The organism is Haematobacter massiliensis (assembly GCF_000740795.1).
Taxonomy (GTDB): Bacteria; Pseudomonadota; Alphaproteobacteria; order Rhodobacterales; family Rhodobacteraceae; genus Haematobacter; species Haematobacter massiliensis.
Map to the genome: position 1 here is coordinate 95,546 of NZ_JGYG01000001.1, position 21,514 is coordinate 117,059.

Below are 21,514 nucleotides of genomic sequence, written 5' to 3' on the forward strand. Positions count from 1 at the left end.
GGTCGCCGCCCAGTCCGCGCAGAACATTGAGCCGCAGCCGTCGCAGAGAATTCCGCGATGGAGAAGGAGCGGTCACGCCGGAAGCTCAGGCCGTGTTCAGGTCGAGGCAGAGCGTGTTGCGGTCCATCAAGAAGGCGCCGGCTCCGCAAGGTCGGACGAGACCGTCACCGCAGTCCCGATGGCGGGACAGCAGGCCGACAGGCGCAAGCGCCTGTTGACCTCCGCCCGGCGCGGCACTAGGCCAGCGCCATGGCACGCGCTCCCCTTCTCCAGCTTTCTGGCATCTCTCTCACCTGGGGTGGAAACCCCGTTTTTGCAGGTCTGGACCTTGTGGTGCAGCCCGGCGACCGGCTGGCGCTCGTCGGTCGCAACGGCTCCGGCAAATCGACACTCATGAAGGTCATGGCCGGGCTGGTGGAGCCTGACGCGGGGGAGAAAGTGCTCTCGCCCGGAACGCACGTGGGCTATATGGAGCAGGAACCGGACCTGTCGGGATTCGCCACGCTCGGCGACTTTGCGGCGGATGGCCTGCCTCCGGGAGAGGAATACCGGGTCGCGATGGCCGCCGAAGGGCTGGGATTCCGGGCCGAAGCGCCGGTTGCAACGGCGTCGGGCGGGGAGAAGCGGCGCGCGGCGCTGGCAAAGCTCCTGGCGGGAGAGCCGGAGCTGATGCTGCTCGATGAGCCGACCAACCACCTCGACATCGCTGCGATCGGCTGGCTGGAGGAGACGCTGTCCACCACGCGCTCGGCCTTCGTGCTGATCTCCCACGACCGGGCCTTCCTGCGGCGGCTTGCCCGCGGAATGCTGTGGATCGACAGGGGTGAGGTCCGCAGGCTGGATCAGGGTTTCGATGGCTTCGAGGACTGGCGCGACCGCATCTGGACGGAGGAGGACGCGGCCCGCCACAAGCTCGACCGCAAGATCAAGTCGGAGGCGAAGTGGGCGGTGGAGGGCATCTCCGCCCGCCGCAAGCGCAACCAGGGCCGTGTCCGCGCGCTCGCCGCGCTGCGGGAGGAGCGCTCTTCCATGATACGCCGTCAGGGCACGGCGGATCTCGCGCTGGAGGCCGGAAATCAGTCTGGGCGCCTTGTCGTGGAGGCCAGCAATATCTCCAAGACCTTTGGGGAGCGGGTAATCCTGCGGGATTTCTCCCTTCGCATCCTGAGGGGGGACAGGGTGGCTTTCGTGGGGCCGAACGGTGCGGGAAAAACCACGCTGATCGGGATGCTCACCGGGCAGATCGCCCCTGATACCGGCACGGTGCGGCTCGGTACCAACCTTGAGATCGCGATCTTCGATCAGGCCCGTGCACAGTTGAACCCGGAGCAGACGCTGTGGGAAAGCCTCACCGGCGATCCGGAGATGCGCGTCTCCGGCCAGTCGGACCAGGTGATGGTCCGCGGGCGACCGAAGCATGTGGTGGCCTATCTGAAGGATTTCCTCTTCGACGAGCGGCAGGCGCGCGCGCCGGTCGGCGCGCTGTCAGGCGGGGAGCGCGCGCGGCTTCTTCTGGCGCGGATCATGGCACGCGAGTCGAATGTGCTCGTTCTCGACGAACCGACCAACGACCTCGACGTGGAAACGCTTGATCTGCTGCAGGATCTGCTTGGCGAATATGAGGGTACGGTGCTGCTCGTCAGCCACGACCGCGACTTCATAGATCGCGTCGCAACCACGACCGTTGCAATGGAAGGGGACGGGCGCGCCACCGTGTATGCAGGCGGCTGGAGCGACTATCGCGCCCAGAAGGCAGGTGCCACCCAGGGTTCTGTGGATGAGCCCAAGGGCCAGACCCGCCGGCCGGAGCCGAAGAAGGAGGACGCGCCCCGGCAGGAAGGCACGGCGGATCGCGCAGGTCTCAGCTTCACCGAGAAGCACCGGCTGGAGGCGCTGCCCGCCATCATCGCACGGCTGGAGGCGGAAATCGCGAAGCTCACCGATTTTCTGTCCGACCCCGAGCTGTTCACTCGCGAACCTGCCAAATTCGCGAAGGCCAGTTCCGCGTTGACGGAGCGGCAGGATGCGCTGTCACGGGCGGAAGAAGAATGGCTGGAGCTGGAGGAGCGTGCTTCCGGTTGAGGCAAGTCAGCCCCGGAACAGCCGAGGCAAAAGAGGGGGGAGAGGATGACGGAAGTGAATGGCCCGCTGGCCGGCGTAAGGGTTGTCGAATTCGCGGGGCTGGGACCGACGCCGTTCACCGCCATGCTCATGGCCGACATGGGGGCGGAGGTGATCCGTATCGAAAGACCGGGCAGCGAAAGCCTGCTTGGCCTTGAGTACGACATCCTGAACCGGGGCCGGGGCTTCATCCGGCTGGACCTGAAGACTGCGGAGGACAGGGCCACTGCCCGTGCCCTCGTCTCCCGCGCCGACGCGCTGATTGAAGGGATGCGGCCCGGGGTCATGGAGCGGCTGGGCCTCGGCCCGGGAGATTTTCCGGAAAATCCGCGTCTTGTCTACGGTCGCATGACAGGCTGGGGGCAGACGGGGCCGCTCGCCTCTGCGGCGGGGCATGACATCAACTACATCTCCCTTTCCGGCGCGCTGCATGCGATCGGCCCGGAGGAGGCGCCTGCAGTCCCCCTGAACCTGATCGGTGATTTCGGCGGCGGCGCGCTCTACCTCGCGTTTGGCATGGCCGCGGCGCTGCTGGAGGCTGCCCGTTCCGGCAAGGGGCAGGTAGTGGATGCCGCGATCACCGACGGCACGGTGCACCTCATGTCGATGATCTATGGAATGCGCGCGGGCGGCTGCTGGCAGGACCGGCGGGGCGTGAACCTGCTGGACGGAGGGGCGCCTGAATACGGCTGCTATCGCTGTGCGGATGGCCGTTTCGTTTCCGTGGGGTCGCTCGAGCCGAAGTTCTATGCCGAACTGCTGGTGCGGCTCGGCCTGAACGCCGCCGATCTGCCCGACCGGTCCGATCCCGCGAACTGGCTGCAGCTCAGGGAAACCTTCGCCGCCATCTTTGCGACGCGGAGCCGTGATGCGTGGTGTGCGGAGATGGAGGGGACGGATGTCTGCTTCGCGCCCGTCCTGTCGGTCGACGAGGCGGCGAGCCATCCGCATAACATCGCGCGCGGCGCATTCGGAACGTGGGACGGCGTCGTGCAGCCGGCACCGGCTCCCCGCTTGTCCCGCACACCGGGCAGGGTGCGTGAGACGAGCCAGACGGATCCGCTGGCGGTATCGGACATTCTGGCGCGCTGGACGTGAGCAATGGGCGGCAGGTCCGCCCCGCCATCCCGCAGCCCGGTCAGCGGGCGGTCACGCTCCGCTGATTGGTTTCTCCGACAACAACAATATGGCGGATGCTCTCAAGCTGATAGGCGTTGAGGAACCGTGCCGCCGTCACTTCACGGGCAGCGGCGGAGCCTGCGGGAACGGGCCTGCCGGGCGGAACGGCGACGAACCGATAGGTCATAGTGCCGCTCTCGGCCGGACCCTGCGGCAGCAGAGCGACGTTCCAGTAGCCTTGGGTCGCCGGAAGCCCTGTCGCGCGGACGATCACTCCACCCGGGGCCTGATCGATCGTCAGCCCCGTCACCTGCGCGACCAGCGGGCGGGTGTCCACAGTCGCGGCGGCATAGCCTTCCTCCGGCTCCAGAGTGTCCGGCGTCGAATTCGACCCCGCCCAATTCATCGGATTCCAGCGCGAGGCGCAGCCACCAAGCGCGATGACCAGCGTCAGGGCGGCGAGCAGCGGTATCTTCATCGGACGTCCCTCGTTCTTGGCTTCTTCGGTAGCCGAAAGGGCAGCAGTTGGAAAGCCAATTCCCGCTCGCCCATCGGCCTGCCGGATGTGAATGCGCATGCGCCCTGCCACCCCGCTGGATGAAACAGTCGCCCCCGACCATCCTCAATCGCGCCTCCTGTCCGATCGAGCGCGGCCTGCCGGCGGAGGGGCCCGTTGCCCAGAACGCCCTTCGGCGGCATCATGGCCGAGCGCTCCCTGCGTGCTGTGGCGCCTGGGCTGCGCATCAGGGTGGCGGGCCAACTGGCGCCTGAACGCGCAATGGATCAGGGCCATCCGACCGCTCCGGAGCCGGTCTGCACACCCAACGCCGAGCACATCGGCGGGGCTGGGGCTGGACGAGACGCGCCGGGACGCTTAGGTCCAGAGCCAAAGGAGACCTGCCGTGGCCACGCCAGCTTTTGAAGACATCGCCGATACGTTCGACTTCCTCGACGATTGGGAAGACCGCTACCGCCACGTCATCGAACTGGGCAAGGCGATGCCGCCGCTCGATGATGCCTTCCGGGTGCCTGCAACCAAGGTGGATGGCTGCGCCAGTCAGGTCTGGATCAGACCCGTCATGGATGGCGAGGGAGAGGGGGCCGTATTTTCCTTTGAAGGCGACAGCGATGCGATGATCGTACGGGGGCTGATCGCCATTCTCCACGCGCTCTATTCCGGCTTGACCGTGGCGGAAGTGCGACAGGTAGATGCTCCCGGCGAACTGAAGCGGCTCGGCCTGGATGAGCACCTGTCATCGCAGCGGTCGAACGGCCTCCGCGCCATGGTTCGCCGGATCCGGGACGTCGCGGATGCAGAGGCGACCCGCGCCTCCTGAGCCTTAACCCGGACGCCGGAAGAGCGCGGGCGGCACCAGTTCCAGTGTCGGCTGCCCGCCCTGCATGTCCGCCAGTGCGCTCAGCACCAGACGGGCGACCGGCGCGGCGGAGGCAGGATTCTGCCCGGTGACCAGACCGCCGTCACGGAGCGCATGGGGCCGGAACAGGTATTCGTTGCGACCGATCCTGGCACCACGCTCCACCAATGCGGCCTCGATGGAATAGGGCGCGGGGCCTGCAGCGGAGAGCTCTGCATCCGGGGCCGTGCTGATCCGCCGCCGCCGTACTATGGGCTCTCCCTCCGCGTCCAGCGCCGTCAGAAGCGCCGCCGCTCCGGTGGAAACGGTCGCAACGATACCGCCCCGGGCCAGAACGGCCGAGACAAGCGCCCCGATCTCTGGCGTCTCGTGCAGGTCCCACAGCGGCCCGACGCCGCCCGGAAAGAACAGCGCATCGAAATCCTCTGCCTTGGCGGCGACAACTGGCAGCGTGCCTTGCAGCAGTTCCATCTCCTGCCCGCGCTCCTGAAAGCGGCGGACGGACCGGGAGATGCGTCCATGCGGCCCGTCAACCTCCGATCCGGGCAGGCCAGTCGCCTCTCCGCCGAGCACCGATCCCACGACCACCTCATGCCCCGCGTCACGGAAAGCCCAGTACGGGGTGACGAACTCCTCCCAATGGAAGCCTGCCGGTGCCCGCTTTCCGCCGGATTCGCGCCGCGAGGTCAGAACGAAGAGGATGCGCGCCATGGAAACTCCTTTCGGGACTTTCCCCTGCTTACGGGAGCGACCCCCTGCGGGGAAACCCACAAGTGAGCGGGGTCGGCGGAAAGGGGCCGGGATCTCCTTCGAGACCGGCGAAAGATCGCCTGATGCCTGTTGTCATGTTCGCTAAATGTTCTAATAATACCCGCATGGCGAACACCGGCGATTCCTCTCTCCCCCCTCACTTGCGGCTCCGGGCCCGCGGAGCCGCAAGCAATTGCAGCGGCAGGTTCGAGACGGAGCGGAGAGAGGCGTTCGATGACGGATGGGACATTCCAGAGGAGGAGCGCCTGCTCCGCACCGAACTGAGGATCGAGCGTCCGCGAAGTGCTATCACCCGGAACAAGTCCCCCGACGTTGGCTTCGACCGCTCCATAAACCCTTACCGGGGCTGCGAACATGGCTGCATCTACTGCTTTGCCCGGCCCACCCATGCCTATCTGAACCTCTCGCCGGGGCTGGATTTCGAGACGAAGCTCATCGCGCGCCCTGGTATGCATGAGGTGCTCGCGCGCGAGCTGTCTTCGCCACGATACACCTGCGCCGTGATTGCCATCGGGACCAACACCGATCCCTATCAGCCGGTGGAGGTAAAGCAGCAGGTGATGCGGCGGGTGCTGGAGGTGCTCCGCGATTTCAACCACCCGGTGGCCATCGTCACGAAAGGGGCGCTGATTGAACGGGATATCGACATTCTCGCTCCCATGGCCGCCGCCGGCCTCGCGGCGGTCGGGGTGTCTGTCACCACTCTGGACCCGGAGATTGCGCGGAAGATGGAGCCTCGCGCGCCTGCTCCCGCGCGACGGCTGGCGGCGATCCGCAGGCTGGCGGAGGCGGGTATCCCTGTGCGCATAATGGCCTCTCCGATGATCCCGGCGCTGACGGACCATGAGATGGAGGCAATCCTCGAAGCCGGTCGCGACGCAGGTGCGACAACCGCCAGCATGATCCCGCTTCGCCTGCCGCGAGAGGTGGCCGACCTGTTCCGCGACTGGGCGGAGCAGAGTTTCCCCGACCGTGCCGCCCGGATCATGGGACGCGTGCGCGAGCTGCACGGCGGGCGAGACTACGATCCCGCCTTCGGCAAGCGGATGCGGGGGGAGGGGCCATGGGCCGATCTGATGTCGGCACGGTTCCATGTTGCCGTAACCCGCCTCGGCCTCGCGCGGGAAGGGCGGGCACTGCGTACCGACCTGTTCCGGGTTCCGCCGCGACCGGGCGATCAGCTTTCGTTGTTCTGAAGCATCCGGCCGGCAAGCTGCGAAAGTCGCTAAAATCCGCGCTTTCACATCACAGATACGCGGGAACCCGCGCGCCACCGCCGCTTCGGCATTGCTGGCGGCACCAGGGAAATGATATTCGATCCGCTGCGCGCGAGGCTCCTCCGCGCCGACGGCGTTTTGACGCCGCCGTCGCATGTTGGCAGCCAGCAGGAACACCGAAGATGTCCATCCGCCTTACCCGACGCAGCCTCCTTGGCGCCGCCGCGGCCACTGCGCTGATGCCGCCCCTGCTCGGTACATCCTGGCGCGGCGCCCACGCGCAGGACAGCAGTCTTCACCTCGGAACCGCGCAGCCGTTCACCTTTGAAACGCTGATCCAGCGGGCGGAAGCCGCGGCCAAGGCGGCCTATCGATCGCCGTACCGGCCGATGCCGGAAGTCACCCAGGAGATCGACTACGACGCCTGGGGCAAGATCAAGTTCAACACGGACCTCTCCCCCTATGCGCAGGAAGGCTCGGGGGGCGCTTATCCGATCGTCTTCTTCCACCTGGGCCAGTTCTTCCAGAAGTCGGTGCGGATGCACCTCGTTCAGGACAGCACGGCGCGGGAGGTGATGTATGCACCGTCCTACTTCACCATGCCGGACGACAGCCCGGCGCGCCGTCTGCCGGAAGATTCGGGTTTCGCGGGCTTCCGGCTTCAGGAGTGGTGGGGCGCGGAAGATTGGCGTACGCAGGATTGGGTGGCCTTCCTTGGCGCCTCCTATTTCCGCGCGATCGGTGCGCTCGGGCAATACGGCCTGTCCGCGCGGGGCGTGGCCATCAATCCGGCGGTCCCCGACGCGCCGGAAGAGTTCCCCGATTTCACCGATTTCTATATCTCGGAATCGCCCGATCCCGAGCAACCCGTGACGGTCTGTGCTTTGCTCGATGGGCCGAGCGTGACCGGCGCCTATCGCTTCAGCATGACCCGGGGGCAGGATCGCTCCAAGGGCGTGGTGATGGATATCGAATGCTCGCTCTTCCTGCGGGAAGATGTCAAGCGTCTGGGCCTCATGCCCCTTACGTCGATGTTCTGGTATGCCGAATACGGCCGCGCGCGGATGGAGGATTGGCGTCCGGAGGTGCATGACTCCGACGGTCTGGCGCTCTGGACGGGCGCGGGTGAACGCATATGGCGACCGCTCCGCAACCCCAGCGAGACACGCATATCCGCCTTTGGCGACGATAGCCCAAAGGGGTTTGGCCTGCTGCAGCGGGATCGGAACTTCGACCATTACCGCGATGGTGTGTTCTATGAGCGCCGCCCCAGTCTGTGGGTGGAGCCGCTGAAGCCGCTCGGCAAGGGAAGCGTGCAGCTTCTGGAAATCCCGACGGACGACGAAATCCATGACAACATCGGCGCGTTCTGGGTGCCCGAGCAGGCGGCGGTGAAGGGTAGTCGCTACGATCTGTCATACCGCCTTCACTGGGTCGATCAGGAGCCGTTCCCGGCGACAAACGTGGCGCAGGTGATTTCCACCCGCTATGGGCGCGGGGGGCAGCCCGGAAAACCGCGTCCGCAGGGTGTCTACAAGATTGCCATCGAATTCGACAATCCGCCCGTGCTGACCCAGATCCCCTATGGCGTGTTCCCGACCATCGAAATCACCACCAGCCGGGGAGAGGTGACCAGCACCCTGGTCGAACCGGTGCCCGGAGGGAATGTCTGGCGCGCGATATTCGATCTGACCGTGGCCGGAACCGACATCGTGGAGATGCGCGGTTACATGGCGCTCGACGGAAAGCCCCTGACAGAAACCTGGCTGGCCCAATTCGCACCCAACAATCCGGGGGGTTGACGGAGGAGGGAGGGCGCCCCGGCGGTGCCCTCCTACTGCAGATCGTCAAAAACCTCTCGACCTGCCTGAACAGCGTATTCGGTAAGCTTGATCCGTATTTCCCCCTCCGCAACGCCGCCGGAAAGTTGCTCCACGAGATGCGCAACCAAGTCTTCGTCGCCGCCGTGCAGGAGATCCGCGCGGACGATTTCCGCGGCGAAAGCCATGGCGTCTGGGCCGGTTTTACCAAGGATTTCCGCCGCCCACAGGCCGATGAGCTTGTTCCGGCGCGCCTCCACCCGGAACTTTAGTTCGGCGTCATGCGCGAACTTGGCTTCGAACGCGCGCTCCCGGTCAGCAAACATGGTCATGACTGCGACATCCTCCGCATCTTGGCTATACGGTCCACAATACACATATGTTTGTGACGGCCACGGTCGCAAGTCCGCGATCGGCTTGCGGGAAGGGGCTTATTATCCTATGACGCAGCCAAGGGCGACGGGTGCGACCGCCGCCGGCCTACGGAGAATTCATGGCACGGCGCAACAAGATTTACGAAGGCAAGGCGAAGATCCTTTATGAAGGGCCTGAGCCTGGTACCCTGATCCAGTACTTCAAAGACGATGCCAAAGCGCAGAACGCGCAGAAATCCACGGTGGTGGAAGGGAAGGGCGTGTTGAACAACCGCCTCTCCGAATTCTTCATGAATGGCCTCAACGCGATCGGGGTGCCCACCCATTTCATCCGCCGGATCAACATGCGTGAGCAACTTATCCGTGCTGTGGAGATGATCCCGCTGGAGGTCGTGGTGCGGAACTTTGCGGCCGGAGAGATCTCTCAACGTCTGGGCATTCCGGAAGGAACCGCGCTCCCGCGCCCCATCGTAGAGTTCTATTTCAAGGACGATGCGCTTGGAGATCCGCTGGTATCCGAGGAGCATATCATCGCTTTCGGCTGGGCAGCTCAGCAGGACTTGGACGACATGGTCGCGCTCGCGCTGCGGGTGAACGACTTCATGTCTGGCGTGATGATGGGCGTCGGAATCCGGCTGGCTGACTTCAAGATCGAGATCGGACGCATCTGGGATGGCGACTATCAACGGCTTGTGGTGGCGGATGAAATCAGTCCCGACAGCTGCCGTCTGTGGGACATGAAATCTCCTGTCGAGCGGCTGGACAAGGATCCGTTCCGCCGTGAAGCTTCCAACCTTTCCGAAGCCTATACGGAGATCGCGCGGCGTCTTGGCGTCCTTCCGTCCAACGTGACCCACGCAACGAAGCCGACCCTCATCAACTGAGCCGACTTCGGCGTATGCGGTCTTTCTTTTCCGCGCTGAACCGCCTAGGAGAGCGGCGAATGCCGGGGGGCCGGCGACTGTCCAGGAGAGCGATCCCATGAAAGCCCGCGTCCACGTCATGTTGAAAGACGGAGTGCTTGACCCGCAGGGCGAGGCAGTGCGCCACGCGCTCGCAACGCTCGGGTTCGGTGGCGTGGAAGGTGTCCGCCAGGGCAAGGTGATCGAACTTGACCTGGCAGAGACCGATCACGCTGCCGCTGAGAAGGCGGTTCGTGAGATGTGCGAAAAGCTTCTCGCGAATACGGTCATCGAAAAATACACCGTCGAACTCGGCTGATCAGCCGCGGCAACGCATTGTGACGTTGATCGGGTTTGGCACGAGTTCCTGCGACGCGCCCGTGGCTGCGTCGATGCCAAGCCCGATGATCCCGCCCGCAAGGACGTTGCCCGCGAGAGCGACACCGCCGCTTCCCGACGTCTTGTGCGTGACGTTGACCTCCGTCGGTTCGCATTCATCCCTGGTGAGCGAGACCGCGAATTCCGATTTGCGCGGCATCTTGATGGCGCAGGGTGTGCTCGCACAGCTGTAACCGTTGGTTGTCCTCACGGTAGCGCCGGGCGGCAGCGTCATGATCTCGAGCACGTCGTTCTTGCCACGCGTGACGGTAGCGCACCCGCTGATCAGCAATGCAATCGGTAGAAAAACGGCAACAGAAATGTTGTTCATCAGAAACTCCTGTCTGGTAGGGACAAGAAATCACTCAAAAGTGAACATTAAGTGAACAGAGCGAGCGCTTCTTCGACTCCCGTTGCCTGACAGGGCATTTGGCGCTAGAGCATCGGCCATCCCGCATCGATATCCTTCGAGGAGCCCGCCATGAAGGCCGCCATCATCGTTTTCCCCGGATCGAACTGTGATCGCGATCTTGCCGAGGCCTTCCGCAAGGTCGATGGCATCGAACCCGCGATGGTCTGGCACAAGGAAACCGCGCTGCCGGCCGGGATCGACGTGGTGGGCGTGCCGGGCGGCTTCTCCTTCGGTGATTATCTGCGCTGCGGAGCGATTGCCGCACGCTCGCCCATCGTCTCCGCCGTACGGGATTTCGCTGAGCGGGGCGGTTATGTTCTGGGCGTCTGCAACGGCTTTCAGGTGCTCACCGAAACCGGCCTGCTACCGGGCGCGCTGATGCGCAACGCCGGGCTGAAGTTTCTGTGCAAACCAGTCGATCTGACCGTATCCACCAGCGACAGCGCCTTTACTTCCGGTTGGGAGAAGGGCGCGCGGGTGACCATCCCGATCGCGCATCACGACGGCAACTATATCGCCGACGGCGCGCTGCTGGAACGGCTGGAATCGGAGGATCGCATCGCCTTCCGCTATGCCGACAATCCCAATGGCTCGACCGGAGACATCGCAGGCGTCCTGTCGGAGAACCGGCGCGTCCTTGGCATGATGCCGCATCCCGAGCGGGCCATCGAAGCGATCCAGGGCGGAACGGATGGACAGGCGCTGTTCCGGTCGCTCGCCGGTGTGATGGCCCAGGCCTGATATCATTGGCGGCAGAGCGCCTATCTGCCGCAGGCGTGAGTTGAGCCTGCCCGCGCCTGTGGCTAGAGTGCCGCAATGACGGCGATAGATGAAATAAGTCTTGCAGAACGTGCGGGTCGCATGCCTTGGGTGATGCGGGCCGTCATTGCGCTGTTCGTTATCGGCGCAGTTGCTGTCGTCTGGCTCACCAATCATCTGTTGACCGATCGCCTGACCGATACAACCCGCAACCGGGCGGAGCTTCGGCTTGTTCTCTATGCGGGCAACGTGGCCAGCGAGTTGCAGCGCAACTCCGTGGTTCCGCTGCTGCTGGCCCGCGATCCGGCCTTGATCGGCGCGTTGCAATCGGGCGATTTTTCGGTGACGACGCAGCGGCTGATGTCTTTCCAGACGGAGATCGGGTCTGCCGCGCTGACGCTCATGGACAATGACGGGCGGGTGGTGGCAGCGACAAACCGCAACCAGCTTGGTACGAACCATTTTGACGACCCTGCCTTTGCAGAGGCGCAGAAGGCCAAGGAAACCGTATTCACCGTCGCAGAGACGGAAACGCAGGGCTATCAGTTCAATTTCTCGCGCGCCGTCCTGTCGGACAGTCGTCCCATCGGCGTCGTGTCGGTGAGCGTTGATCTGAGCAAGTATGAGCGGTCGTGGGGCGGGTTCTCCGACGCCGTTTCGGTGATCGACAGCGAAGGCAAGATCATCCTTTCCACCGAGCCGCGCTGGCGGGGACTGACGATGGAGGAGGCGCTGGCCGTCCGCTCCGCGCCGTCCGCCATTCAGCGCGCTCTGCAGGCCACGACGGATTGGGCGCAGGCCCCGCCCGATGCCTATCTCCGGGGCGAGGCGGTCATGCGCAATGAGACGCGTATACCGTTCCGGGGCTGGAAGCTCGTCTCCTATACCCGTTACGACAGTGTGCGGGAGGGGGTGAACACCATCCTCGCGCTGGAGATCATGGGTTTCGCCATTCTATTGGCTTTGATCTTCTACATGTTCTCTCGCAGGGCCTGGTCGCAATCAGCCAGCCTCAAGAAGGAATCGGCGGAATTGCGCATTCTGAACGCCCGGCTCCAGAGAGAGATCGCGGAGCGGGAGAAGGTACAGAAAGATCTCGCGGTGGCGGAACAGACGCTGGCGCAATCGTCGAAACTGGCGGCTCTGGGGGAAATGTCCGCGGCGGTCAGCCATGAGCTGAACCAGCCTCTCGCTGCGATGAAGACCTATCTTGCAGGTGCGAAGCTGCTGCTGCAACGCAAGCGACCGGATGAAGCCCTGTCCTCGTTCCAGCGGATTGACGATCTGATCGAACGAATGGGCGCGATCACGCGTCAGCTGAAGAGCTTTGCGAGGAAAGGCGGAGAAGCCTTTGAACCGATTGATTTTCGGTCGTCGGTCTCTGCCGCTCTTGCAATGATGGAACCGCAGCTCAAGACCCGGGCTGTCAAGATCACGCGCGGTCTGCCGCGCCAGCCGGTCATGGTGATGGCGGACCGGATCAGACTGGAGCAGGTCATCATCAACTTGCTTCGCAACGCGCTGGACGCCACGAAGGGCGTGAGCCAGCCGCAGATAGACATCCTCCTCTCGGCCGGGGAGACGGCGACCCTTACGGTGCGCGACAACGGCCATGGGATCGAGGATTTGGACAATCTTTTTGAACCTTTCTATACGACGAAGAAACCGGGGGACGGGACGGGGCTCGGCCTCGCGATCTCCTCCGGTATCGTGACCGATCTCGGCGGTCGTCTGACGGCGCATAATGCGTCCGGCGGCGGCGCCGTATTCGAGGTGCAGATCCCGCTCCTCGATCAGCAAGCTGCAGCAGCAGAATAGGAGACCCATGGCCCGCACGATGAAGATCGCCATCGTCGATGACGAACAGGACATGCGTCAGTCGATCAGCCAATGGCTGGCACTTTCGGGCTTTGACACGGAAACCTACGCCTCGGCGGAGGATGCGCTCAAGGTGATCGGGCCGGACTGGCCCGGCGTGGTGGTGTCCGATATCCGCATGCCCGGCATGGATGGCATGACATTCCTGAAGCGCCTGATGAGCATGGATTCCGGCCTGCCCGTCATCATGATCACCGGTCATGGCGATGTGCCTATGGCGGTGGAGGCGATGCATGTCGGCGCATACGATTTTCTCGAGAAACCGTTCAACCCCGACCGGATGACCGAACTGGCGAAGAAGGCGACCCAGACCCGCCGCCTCGCGCTTGATAACCGGACCCTGCGGCGGGAACTGTCGGACGGAACGACGATGATGAAGAAGCTCATCGGCGGTTCTCCCGTGATGGAGCGGTTGCGAGAAGATATTCTCGATCTGGGTCAGGCGGATGGTCATGTCCTGATCGACGGCGAAACCGGCACGGGCAAGACGCTCGTGGCCCATGCGCTTCATGCCGTGGGGCCACGCGCCGGCAAGAAGTTCGTCTCGCTCTCCTGTGCGGCACTTGGGGAAGACCAGCTTTCGCAACGCCTGTTCGGCCCCATGGAGGAAGGCGCGACCAGCCTTCCCGCGGTGGAGGAGGCGCGCGGCGGCACGTTGGTGCTGGAGGATGTGGAAGCGCTCAGCCCGGCGGCGCAGGCCCGTCTGCTTGAGTTCATCAACGATCAGGGCACGCCGGCCGCGACCCGCATTATCGCCATCGTCAACCAGCATGAGGCCGGACGGACGGTCGAAGACGTTCTTCGCTCCGATCTCTATTACCGGCTCGCCGCGTTGAAGATCACCCTGCCGCCGCTCCGGCAGAGGGGAGAGGACATCCTGACGCTTTTCACCCGCTATGGTGAGCAGTTCTCAGAGGAATATGGTTGCGACGCGCCGCAGGTCACCGCGCAGGAAGCGGCACAGCTTCTGCAGGCGCCCTGGCCCGGAAATGTCCGTCAGCTCATCAACATCGCAGAGCGCGCGGTGTTGCAGAACCGGCGCGGCTCCGGCTCCATCGCCTCTCTGCTGATGGCGGACAGCGACGACAACTCGTCTCCCGCGATGACGACGGAAGGAAAGCCGCTCAAGGAATATGTCGAGGCGTTCGAGCGGATGCTTATCGACAACACCATGCGGCGGCACAAAGGGTCCATTGCCGCTGTGATGGATGAGCTCTGCCTGCCGCGCCGGACACTGAACGAGAAGATGGCAAAATACGCCCTGTCGCGTACGGATTACCTGTGAACCGCCGTTGATTCGGTCGACCCCGGCCCGACTTTGAGATCAGACGGGCCGGGGGAGCGATCACTGCCCGGGAGTGGGCCGTGGGGCAGCGGATACGTCTTCGCGGCACGTGCCGGGCCACCGCTTTCGAGAAGCTGGTGCCGGGCGGCTGCGATGCTTATGTAGCGCATAAGCTGCGGGAGGATGAATTTTGGCGTTGGCAATCGCCAGAATACCCCGTTAGTGTTGTCGTTATCTGGAATGTGCGGTTTCCGCCCTCTGGAAAAGGATTTCGCCGCGAACGATGCGAAGGCAGGGCGTCCCCAGCACGCGTTCGTCGGAGGATTTGGCCGAAAGGCCGGAGCAGCGCGCCTCATGCATCACGCAGGGGGCGCACATTGGGGGCGCGGCACACCGCGTCCAGGATTTGAAATGCGATGGATAAAGTCATGAGGAAAGGACAGCCGAGCGTGCAGACCGCGTCTGCCGCCGCCCTTGCCATGACACACCTCGCCCCAGCCAGTCACCACCCGGAACCTGTCCGCCCGCCCGATCGCATGCCGATCGGGCTTTCGGGTTGCCGCGGTGCAACGAGAGATCATGACAAAGAAGATGCTAATCGATGCCACGCACGCAGAGGAAACTCGCGTCGTGGTCGTGGACGGGAACAAGGTCGAAGAGTTTGACTTCGAGACCGTAAACAAGCGTCAGCTTGCGGGGAACATCTACCTCGCCAAGGTGACGCGGGTGGAGCCTTCGCTTCAGGCGGCCTTTGTGGACTACGGTGGCAACCGGCACGGGTTTCTGGCCTTCGCCGAGATTCACCCGGATTACTACCAGATCCCGGTGGCCGACCGTCAGGCGCTGATCGCCGAAGAGCGTGCTCTGGCCGAGCAGCAGGAAGCCGATGAAGCCCGCCGTGGCCGTCGTCGCTCCAAGGCTGCCGGCGTGGAGGGGGACGGCGACGCGATCGCCCAGTCTGAGACGGATGCCGAACCGCTGGGCATGGATGTTGTCGACCTTGGGGAGCCGATGGAGGCCGACCTTTATGTCGCGCCCGATCGTACCGAGGATGAAACCGTCTACGCCGCTGTGGATAGCGCTTCGGAAACGGATTCCGACATAGAATCCATCGCGGAGGAGGACGTTTCCGAGGAACTCCCGCCGCCGCCGAAGCAGCGTGCCCGCCGCTACAAGATCCAGGAGGTCATCAAGGTCCGGCAGATCATGCTGGTCCAGGTCGTGAAGGAGGAGCGCGGCAACAAGGGTGCGGCGCTTACCACCTATCTGTCCCTGCCGGGCCGCTACTGCGTTCTGATGCCGAATACGGCGCGGGGCGGCGGCATCAGCCGCAAGATCACCAACGCCGCCGACCGCAAGAAGCTGAAGGAAATCGCCTCCGAGCTGGAAGTGCCGGAAGGCGCGGGTCTCATCATCCGCACCGCGGGCGCGCAGCGCACGAAATCGGAGATCAAGCGCGATTACGAGTATCTCATGCGGCTCTGGGAACAGATCCGCGACCTGACGCTCAAATCCATCGCTCCCGCGCCGATCTATGAGGAAGGCAACCTCATCAAGCGCGCGATCCGCGATCTTTACGAATCCGGCATCGAGGAAGTGCTGGTCGAGGGCGACGCGGGCTATCGCACGGCTCTCGACTTCATGAAGATGATCATGCCGCCGGATGCGGTAAAGGTCATCCGCTACCACGATACCATGCCGCTCTTCGCGCGTTATCAGGTGGAAAGCTATCTGTCGGGCATGTTCAATCCGGTGGTCCAGCTCAAGTCCGGCGGTTACATCGTCATCGGCGTGACCGAGGCGCTCGTCGCGATCGACGTGAACTCCGGGCGGGCGACCAAGGAAGGGTCGATCGAGGATACCGCGCTCAAGACCAACCTTGAGGCGGCCGATGAAATCTCTCGCCAGCTTCGTCTGCGCGACCTTGCCGGGCTGATCGTCATCGACTTCATCGACATGGAGGAACGTCGCAACAACGCCTCCGTCGAGAAGCGCCTGAAGGAGAAGCTGAAGACCGACCGCGCCCGTATTCAGGTCGGCCGCATTTCCGGCTTCGGCCTCATGGAGATGTCGCGCCAACGGCTTCGTCCCGGCATGATCGAGGCGACGACCGCGCCTTGCCAGCACTGCCACGGCACGGGTCTCGTGCGCTCGGATGACAGCCTCGCGCTCGCCATTCTGCGGCAGATCGAGGAAGAGGGGACGCGCAAACGCTGCCGCGAGGTGGTGCTGAAAGCGCCTGTGGGCGTGGTCAACTTCCTCGTCAACCAGAAGCGGGAGCATATCGCGCAGATCGAGGCGCGCTACGGCCTGTCCGTGCGCATCGAGGCCGATCCCTTCATGATCAGCCCCGATTTCTCGATCGAGAAGCTGAAAACCGCGACGCGCGCGCTGCCCGAAGCACAGACTGCGGTGATCTCGCTCGATACGACGGAAGCAATGCCCGAGTATGAGGAAGAGGTGGTCAAGGTCGAGGAGGCTCCCGTGTCTGCCGCCACCCCGGTTGCAGAGGAACCCCGTGAAGAGGGCGAAGGCCCGGCCCGCAAGAAGAAGCGGCGGCGGCGGCGGCGGCGGAACGGCCAGAACGGCGATGCTAACGTCACGGCTCAGGATGCCGATGCAGATGGTGACGAAGGTGACGACGAGGCACCGGAAGCCGAGGTCGAATCCGTGACGGCGGAGCCGGCTGCGGAAGAAGTCCCTGCGGTGATTGCGCCTGAACCTGTTGTCGCTCCGGTCGAAACCGAAGCGCCGAAGCTGGAGGTCGCGGCGGTTGCCATCGAGGCAGTGGCGGAAACGGTCACTGCCGAGGAGGCGCCTGCTGTGGAAGCTCCCGCAGAGGCCGAGCCGCCGAAGAAGAAACCGCGCACCCGCCGCAAGAAGGTGGAGCCGGTTGCAGAGGCTGCGGAAGCTCCGGCCGAGGTCGAAGCGCCGAAGAAGAAGCCACGCACCCGCCGCAAGAAGGTGGAAACACCCGTAGAGGCCGTGACGACCGAGATCGCCCCAGAAGCGACTCCGGTGTCCGAGGCTACGCTTCCTGCGGATCTGCAGACGGCCGAGCCTGGGCCCGTAGCTCCAGTGTCGGAAGCCACTGCACCCGCTCCCGCTGAGGAGGAGACGGTGACGGCAGAACCGGCGCTCGCGGATGGAGACGAGGCTGAAAAGCCCGCGTCGAAGCGCCGCGGCTGGTGGACGGTCAATACCTGATCCCCAATGGAAGAACCTAGAAAGGGCGCCCTGTGGCGCCCTTTTTCGTTCCTACCCGCGAGCCCGTATGAGGAATGTGATCTCGTCCCCGTTCTCATGACTTTCGAGCAGCATATGCCCGGTCTCGGTACAGAAATGCGGGATGTCTACACGGGCCATCGGATCGGTCGCGAGGATGCGGAGCACCTTGCCGGGGGCAAGTCCTGCCAACCGCTTCTGCGCGCGCAGCACCGGCAGGGGGCAGCGCAGGGCCCGCGCATCGAGGTCTTCATCCCACATGTTCAATCCTTTCGTGGCTATGCTCTGCCTACCTTCGACTGGCCGCTCACGGCAAGAAGGAGCACGGCAAGGTGACATCGGCCGCAGGTGACGGCGCCGCCAGAAGCGGCTAGGAGAAGGCATGTTCGGAATCGATCTCTTTGACGCAGCCCTGTTGCCCGCGATGCTCGTCGCGCTGGTGGCGGGTGTGCTGTCCTTCCTGTCGCCTTGCGTCCTCCCCATCGTGCCGCCCTATCTTGCCTATATGGGCGGGGTCAGGATGCAGGAAATGACCGAAGGAGGCCGTAGCCGCGCGGCGATCCTGCCCGCGCTGTTCTTCGTCATGGGGCTGTCCACGGTATTCCTGCTGCTGGGCTTCACGGCCTCGGCGCTCGGGACATTCTTCCTGCGCAATCAGGAGATGTTCACGCGCATCTCGGGAGCCATCGTCATCATCTTCGGCCTGCATTTTCTGGGCGTTTTCCGCATCCCGATCCTGGATCGCGAGGCTCGGCTGGATGCCGGCGACAGGGGGGGATCGGCTCTCGGCGCCTATGTGCTGGGACTGGCCTTTGCCTTTGGCTGGACACCCTGCATCGGGCCGCAGCTGGGCGCGATCCTGTCCCTTGCCGCCTCCGAGACCTCGGTCACGCGGGGGACGGTACTGCTTGGCGTCTATGCGGCGGGATTGGGCATTCCGTTTCTGCTCGCGGCGGTGTTCATTCAGCGCTCCATCGGGCTGATGAACCGGCTGAAGAAGCACATGAAGGTGATCGAGCGGGCGATGGGGCTGCTGCTGGTGCTCGTCGGGTTGGCGCTGGTATCGGGGGCTTTCTCCGCGTTTTCCTGGTGGCTGCTGGAGACATTCCCCGCGCTTGGGCGCATCGGCTAACGGGTGAGAGCCCGCTCCAGCACCCAGACACGGATGGCGGAAGCAAGGCCGACATCCGGTGCGCGGGTCGCGTCGATTTCCGCCGCCAGCGCATTGATCGCCCGGCCATCCTCATCCGCGTAACGGCGAAACGCCCGCCAGAATTCATCCTCCAGCGAGACGCTCGTCCTGTGGCCGTTGAGGGTAAGCGAATGCTTGACGGGGCGTCCCTTCACCGGCGCCGCTCCATTGTCACTGTGCGCTCGCCATCTGAGGTCCGCTCGCCCGTCGCGACGAAGCCCAATCCCGTGTAGAAGGTCACCGCAGAGAGAGAGGCGCTCAGGCGCAGAACGGGCACCTCTGCCTCGGGCGCGGCGAGCAGGGTGCGCATCAATCCGCTGCCAATGCCACGGCCCTGATGGGCCGGATCTACGAATACGCTCCGCACCTGACCGCCCTCGAGCGCGGCAAGACCGACAGGATGGCCATCGAGCAGCGCCACGTAGCAACAAGGTCCGGCGATCAACGCCGCGACGCGTTGCTCGGTGAAGGCGGCGACAAGCCTTTCGATGACCGCTGGCGGATAATCCCTGGCATTGGTGTCCCGCAAGGCCCGATGGATCACGTGGAGCAGAAGCTTCGCGTCCCCGGCCTCTGCCCGGCGGATATCCGGTTGCAGGCGGTGACCATCGAGAAAGGCGCGCGCCTTCGCAGCACGCGCCTCCTCCATCTGGCGTTCGGCCTTGGTCCGGCCGAATTTGGCGGCGTTGGCGTCCCCCTCCGCGCGGCGGGCGGCCCGCTCGCGCGCCTTCCGTGCCTCGCGGAGATTGACGACCTTCGCCATCAGTCCTCCGGGCCGACCATCTTTTCGGGCCGCACCACCTCATCGAAGGTCTTTTCGTCCACGAAACCGAGGGCGATGGCCTCTTCCTTGAGCGTCGTGCCGTTCTTGTGCGCCGTCTTGGCCACCTTCGTCGCGTTGTCATAGCCGATGGTAGGCGCAAGCGCCGTGACCAGCATGAGCGACTCCTTCATCAGCTTTTCGATCCGCGGCTTGTTCGCCTCGATCCCGACGACCATGTTGTCGGTGAACGAACCCGCTGCATCGCCGAGAAGCTGCATGGACTGCAGCACATTGTAGGACATCATCGGGTTATAGACGTTCAGTTCGAAATGCCCCTGGGAGCCAGCGAAACCCACCGCCGCGTCATTGCCCATGACATGTGCGCAGACCATGGTCAGCGCCTCCGCCTGTGTCGGGTTCACCTTTCCCGGCATGATGGAGGAACCGGGTTCGTTTTCCGGCAGGATCAGCTCACCCAACCCCGACCGCGGGCCGGAACCCAGCAGACGGATGTCGTTGGCGATCTTGAAGAGCGAGGCGGCCACAGTCTTCAGCGCGCCCGAGAACATGACCATCGCGTCATGTGCGGCGAGCGCCTCGAACTTGTTGGGGGCGGTGACGAAGGGCAGGGAGGTGATCTCCGCGATCTTGGCGGCGATGGCGGTATCCCAACCCTTCTTGGTGTTGAGCCCGGTGCCGACGGCCGTGCCGCCCTGCGCCAGTTCGTAGATGTCGGGCAGACAGGCTTCGATCCGCTCGATCCCCTTGGCCACCTGATGCGCATAGCCGGAGAATTCCTGGCCCAGCGTCAGGGGCGTGGCGTCCTGCGTATGGGTCCGGCCGATCTTGATGATGTCCGCGAACTCAACCGCCTTCGCGTCAAGCGCGGCGTCGAGTTTCCTCAGCCCCGGAAGCAGCACATCGCGCGCCTGCGTGCCGATGGCCACGTGCATCGCGGTGGGGAAGGTATCATTGGACGACTGGCCCATGTTCACATGGTCGTTCGGGTGAACGGGCTTCTTGGACCCCATCGTGCCCCCGAGGATCTCGATGGCGCGGTTGGAGATGACCTCGTTCGCGTTCATGTTCGACTGGGTGCCGGAACCGGTCTGCCAGACGACCAGCGGGAAGTTGTCGTCGAACTTGCCGGCGACGACTTCGCCTGCCGCTTCCACCATCGCATTGCCGATCTCGGGCGACAGGTTGCCGGTGGCCATGTTGACCTCCGCCGCCGCCTGCTTGATGACGCCGAGCGCGCGAATGATCGGCACGGGCTGCTTTTCCCAGCCGATCGGGAAGTTCTGGATCGAACGCTGTGTCTGCGCTCCCCAATACTTGTCGGCAGGAACCTCCAGCGGGCCGAAGCTGTCGGTTTCGGTGCGGGTCGCGGTCATCTCGGACTCCTTCATGGATATCGGGCCGGTTTAGCGACTCCCGCCGAAAAGGCAATCCGGCGTTACCGCTAGCGCCAGGACAATGCGGAGACTCATGTTGACCTTTGGTCATCAGGAGAGGGAGAAACCTACTAAAACTCCCGTGCGCCGGAGTAGCGACACCCGCGGTTGTGGCGACATACGCTTATCGTGGCGATAAATTCACCCGCAGTTATGCTCATGACCTCGATACGGGGGAGAGGCCGGACGGCTGCCCAACGGGGGAGGTCGCGGCGGCCGGCAAGGCGAGTATCGAGATGGATGAGACCAGGGCCCCGACGGCGGTCTGGCGCGCCTTCATGGTTTCGCTTCGAGCGGGACAGTCCTGCGCCCGCGATACCGGAATATCTGGTCTCCGTTTCGGGCCCGTCTCCGCTTTACATCGGAGGCAGGGACAAGTTCGAGCAGGGCTACGGAAAGCCTGCGCCTTGGATGCCCGGCTTGCTCTATCTGAAATTCGATGAAGCGGCGCAGTTGGTCCGCTACTAC

General features: G+C 64.1%; 20 protein-coding genes. 12 read left to right on the forward strand and 8 right to left on the reverse strand.

Annotated elements, in window-relative coordinates:
- Nucleotides 1–249 precede the first annotated feature (249 nt).
- Nucleotides 250–2,082: an ABC-F family ATP-binding cassette domain-containing protein gene (locus tag CN97_RS00465; protein ID WP_035705592.1), complete on the forward strand. Its 1,833-nt coding sequence runs from the start codon at nucleotides 250–252 to the stop codon at nucleotides 2,080–2,082.
- A gap of 45 nt (nucleotides 2,083–2,127) precedes the next feature.
- Nucleotides 2,128–3,219 (forward strand): CoA transferase, encoded by a 1,092-nt coding sequence (locus tag CN97_RS00470; protein WP_165496680.1) that lies wholly within the window; start codon nucleotides 2,128–2,130, stop codon nucleotides 3,217–3,219.
- Nucleotides 3,220–3,259: 40 nt separating this feature from the next.
- On the opposite strand, the gene CN97_RS00475 is transcribed toward CN97_RS00470, so the two are convergent.
- Nucleotides 3,260–3,718 carry a hypothetical protein gene (locus tag CN97_RS00475; protein ID WP_035706800.1) on the reverse strand — a complete coding sequence of 153 codons (459 nt, stop codon included), beginning with the start codon at nucleotides 3,716–3,718 and terminating at the stop codon, nucleotides 3,260–3,262.
- Nucleotides 3,719–4,142: 424 nt separating this feature from the next.
- On the opposite strand from CN97_RS00475, the gene CN97_RS00480 reads away from it, so the two are divergent.
- The gene (locus CN97_RS00480) at nucleotides 4,143–4,577 is read left to right on the forward strand and encodes a SufE family protein (RefSeq protein WP_035705595.1); all 435 of its coding nucleotides are present in this window, start codon (nucleotides 4,143–4,145) and stop codon (nucleotides 4,575–4,577) included.
- A gap of 3 nt (nucleotides 4,578–4,580) precedes the next feature.
- Here CN97_RS00480 and CN97_RS00485 read toward each other — a convergent pair whose 3' ends face one another.
- A complete protein-coding gene (locus CN97_RS00485; RefSeq protein WP_051910862.1) occupies nucleotides 4,581–5,327 on the reverse strand; it encodes a type 1 glutamine amidotransferase domain-containing protein in 747 nt (248 codons plus the stop codon).
- 164 nt (nucleotides 5,328–5,491) lie between these two features.
- Here CN97_RS00485 and CN97_RS00490 point away from each other — a divergent pair, with 164 nt between their 5' ends.
- Complete coding sequence (locus CN97_RS00490; RefSeq protein ID WP_035705597.1) at nucleotides 5,492–6,583, forward strand: PA0069 family radical SAM protein; 1,092 nt, start codon at nucleotides 5,492–5,494, stop codon at nucleotides 6,581–6,583.
- Nucleotides 6,584–6,786: 203 nt separating this feature from the next.
- Entirely contained in the window at nucleotides 6,787–8,406 is a 1,620-nt protein-coding gene (locus CN97_RS00495; protein ID WP_035705599.1) for a glucan biosynthesis protein, read from the forward strand.
- Nucleotides 8,407–8,438: 32 nt separating this feature from the next.
- On the opposite strand, the gene CN97_RS00500 is transcribed toward CN97_RS00495, so the two are convergent.
- Nucleotides 8,439–8,756 carry a DUF1476 domain-containing protein gene (locus CN97_RS00500; RefSeq protein WP_035705602.1) on the reverse strand — a complete coding sequence of 106 codons (318 nt, stop codon included), beginning with the start codon at nucleotides 8,754–8,756 and terminating at the stop codon, nucleotides 8,439–8,441.
- Between the two features lie 161 nt (nucleotides 8,757–8,917).
- Here CN97_RS00500 and purC point away from each other — a divergent pair, with 161 nt between their 5' ends.
- The gene (gene purC, locus CN97_RS00505) at nucleotides 8,918–9,682 is read left to right on the forward strand and encodes a phosphoribosylaminoimidazolesuccinocarboxamide synthase (RefSeq protein WP_035705606.1); all 765 of its coding nucleotides are present in this window, start codon (nucleotides 8,918–8,920) and stop codon (nucleotides 9,680–9,682) included.
- Between the two features lie 97 nt (nucleotides 9,683–9,779).
- Complete coding sequence (gene purS, locus CN97_RS00510; protein WP_035705609.1) at nucleotides 9,780–10,019, forward strand: phosphoribosylformylglycinamidine synthase subunit PurS; 240 nt, start codon at nucleotides 9,780–9,782, stop codon at nucleotides 10,017–10,019.
- On the opposite strand, the gene CN97_RS00515 is transcribed toward purS, so the two are convergent.
- Entirely contained in the window at nucleotides 10,020–10,409 is a 390-nt protein-coding gene (locus tag CN97_RS00515) for a hypothetical protein (protein WP_035705612.1), read from the reverse strand. It lies immediately after the preceding gene.
- A gap of 150 nt (nucleotides 10,410–10,559) precedes the next feature.
- Here CN97_RS00515 and purQ point away from each other — a divergent pair, with 150 nt between their 5' ends.
- From purQ to CN97_RS00535, 4 genes are all read left to right on the forward strand, one after another.
- A complete protein-coding gene (gene purQ, locus CN97_RS00520; protein WP_035705615.1) occupies nucleotides 10,560–11,231 on the forward strand; it encodes a phosphoribosylformylglycinamidine synthase subunit PurQ in 672 nt (223 codons plus the stop codon).
- Nucleotides 11,232–11,363: 132 nt separating this feature from the next.
- The gene (locus CN97_RS00525; RefSeq protein ID WP_084683959.1) at nucleotides 11,364–13,067 is read left to right on the forward strand and encodes a sensor histidine kinase; all 1,704 of its coding nucleotides are present in this window, start codon (nucleotides 11,364–11,366) and stop codon (nucleotides 13,065–13,067) included.
- 7 nt (nucleotides 13,068–13,074) lie between these two features.
- Entirely contained in the window at nucleotides 13,075–14,412 is a 1,338-nt protein-coding gene (locus CN97_RS00530; protein WP_035705621.1) for a sigma-54-dependent transcriptional regulator, read from the forward strand.
- 579 nt (nucleotides 14,413–14,991) lie between these two features.
- Nucleotides 14,992–17,619 (forward strand): Rne/Rng family ribonuclease, encoded by a 2,628-nt coding sequence (locus tag CN97_RS00535; RefSeq protein WP_035705624.1) that lies wholly within the window; start codon nucleotides 14,992–14,994, stop codon nucleotides 17,617–17,619.
- A gap of 51 nt (nucleotides 17,620–17,670) precedes the next feature.
- On the opposite strand, the gene CN97_RS00540 is transcribed toward CN97_RS00535, so the two are convergent.
- Nucleotides 17,671–17,898: a sulfurtransferase TusA family protein gene (locus CN97_RS00540; protein ID WP_035705627.1), complete on the reverse strand. Its 228-nt coding sequence runs from the start codon at nucleotides 17,896–17,898 to the stop codon at nucleotides 17,671–17,673.
- A gap of 121 nt (nucleotides 17,899–18,019) precedes the next feature.
- Here CN97_RS00540 and CN97_RS00545 point away from each other — a divergent pair, with 121 nt between their 5' ends.
- Nucleotides 18,020–18,769, forward strand: coding sequence for a cytochrome c biogenesis CcdA family protein (locus CN97_RS00545; RefSeq protein ID WP_035705629.1), 750 nt, complete (start codon nucleotides 18,020–18,022; stop codon nucleotides 18,767–18,769).
- Here CN97_RS00545 and CN97_RS00550 read toward each other — a convergent pair.
- From CN97_RS00550 to fumC, 3 genes are read right to left on the reverse strand one after another with little or no spacing between them, the layout of a single operon-like run.
- Nucleotides 18,766–18,984: a ribbon-helix-helix domain-containing protein gene (locus CN97_RS00550; protein WP_035705632.1), complete on the reverse strand. Its 219-nt coding sequence runs from the start codon at nucleotides 18,982–18,984 to the stop codon at nucleotides 18,766–18,768. The genes CN97_RS00545 and CN97_RS00550 overlap by 4 nt on opposite strands.
- Complete coding sequence (locus CN97_RS21365) at nucleotides 18,981–19,592, reverse strand: GNAT family N-acetyltransferase (protein WP_084683923.1); 612 nt, start codon at nucleotides 19,590–19,592, stop codon at nucleotides 18,981–18,983. The genes CN97_RS00550 and CN97_RS21365 overlap by 4 nt, the downstream gene beginning before the upstream one ends.
- On the reverse strand, nucleotides 19,592–20,986 hold the full coding sequence (gene fumC / locus CN97_RS00560) for a class II fumarate hydratase (RefSeq protein ID WP_035706808.1): 1,395 nt from the start codon (nucleotides 20,984–20,986) through the stop codon (nucleotides 19,592–19,594). The genes CN97_RS21365 and fumC overlap by 1 nt, the downstream gene beginning before the upstream one ends.
- Nucleotides 20,987–21,514 lie beyond the last annotated feature (528 nt).

Excerpts from the sequence above, each read along its gene's own strand:
- CN97_RS00465 (WP_035705592.1), top strand. The coding sequence starts at position 250 with ATGGCACGCGCTCCCCTTCTCCAGCTTTCTGGCATCTCTCTCACCTGG.
- CN97_RS00470 (WP_165496680.1), top strand. The coding sequence starts at position 2,128 with ATGACGGAAGTGAATGGCCCGCTGGCCGGCGTAAGGGTTGTCGAATTC.
- CN97_RS00475 (WP_035706800.1), bottom strand. The coding sequence starts at position 3,718 with ATGAAGATACCGCTGCTCGCCGCCCTGACGCTGGTCATCGCGCTTGGT.
- CN97_RS00485 (WP_051910862.1), bottom strand. The coding sequence starts at position 5,327 with ATGGCGCGCATCCTCTTCGTTCTGACCTCGCGGCGCGAATCCGGCGGA.
- CN97_RS00490 (WP_035705597.1), top strand. The coding sequence starts at position 5,492 with ATGGCGAACACCGGCGATTCCTCTCTCCCCCCTCACTTGCGGCTCCGG.
- CN97_RS00495 (WP_035705599.1), top strand. The coding sequence starts at position 6,787 with ATGTCCATCCGCCTTACCCGACGCAGCCTCCTTGGCGCCGCCGCGGCC.
- CN97_RS00500 (WP_035705602.1), bottom strand. The coding sequence starts at position 8,756 with ATGACCATGTTTGCTGACCGGGAGCGCGCGTTCGAAGCCAAGTTCGCG.
- purC (WP_035705606.1), top strand. The coding sequence starts at position 8,918 with ATGGCACGGCGCAACAAGATTTACGAAGGCAAGGCGAAGATCCTTTAT.
- purS (WP_035705609.1), top strand. The coding sequence starts at position 9,780 with ATGAAAGCCCGCGTCCACGTCATGTTGAAAGACGGAGTGCTTGACCCG.
- CN97_RS00515 (WP_035705612.1), bottom strand. The coding sequence starts at position 10,409 with ATGAACAACATTTCTGTTGCCGTTTTTCTACCGATTGCATTGCTGATC.
- purQ (WP_035705615.1), top strand. The coding sequence starts at position 10,560 with ATGAAGGCCGCCATCATCGTTTTCCCCGGATCGAACTGTGATCGCGAT.
- CN97_RS00525 (WP_084683959.1), top strand. The coding sequence starts at position 11,364 with ATGCGGGCCGTCATTGCGCTGTTCGTTATCGGCGCAGTTGCTGTCGTC.
- CN97_RS00530 (WP_035705621.1), top strand. The coding sequence starts at position 13,075 with ATGGCCCGCACGATGAAGATCGCCATCGTCGATGACGAACAGGACATG.
- CN97_RS00535 (WP_035705624.1), top strand. The coding sequence starts at position 14,992 with ATGACAAAGAAGATGCTAATCGATGCCACGCACGCAGAGGAAACTCGC.
- CN97_RS00540 (WP_035705627.1), bottom strand. The coding sequence starts at position 17,898 with ATGTGGGATGAAGACCTCGATGCGCGGGCCCTGCGCTGCCCCCTGCCG.
- CN97_RS00545 (WP_035705629.1), top strand. The coding sequence starts at position 18,020 with ATGTTCGGAATCGATCTCTTTGACGCAGCCCTGTTGCCCGCGATGCTC.
- CN97_RS21365 (WP_084683923.1), bottom strand. The coding sequence starts at position 19,592 with ATGGCGAAGGTCGTCAATCTCCGCGAGGCACGGAAGGCGCGCGAGCGG.
- fumC (WP_035706808.1), bottom strand. The coding sequence starts at position 20,986 with ATGACCGCGACCCGCACCGAAACCGACAGCTTCGGCCCGCTGGAGGTT.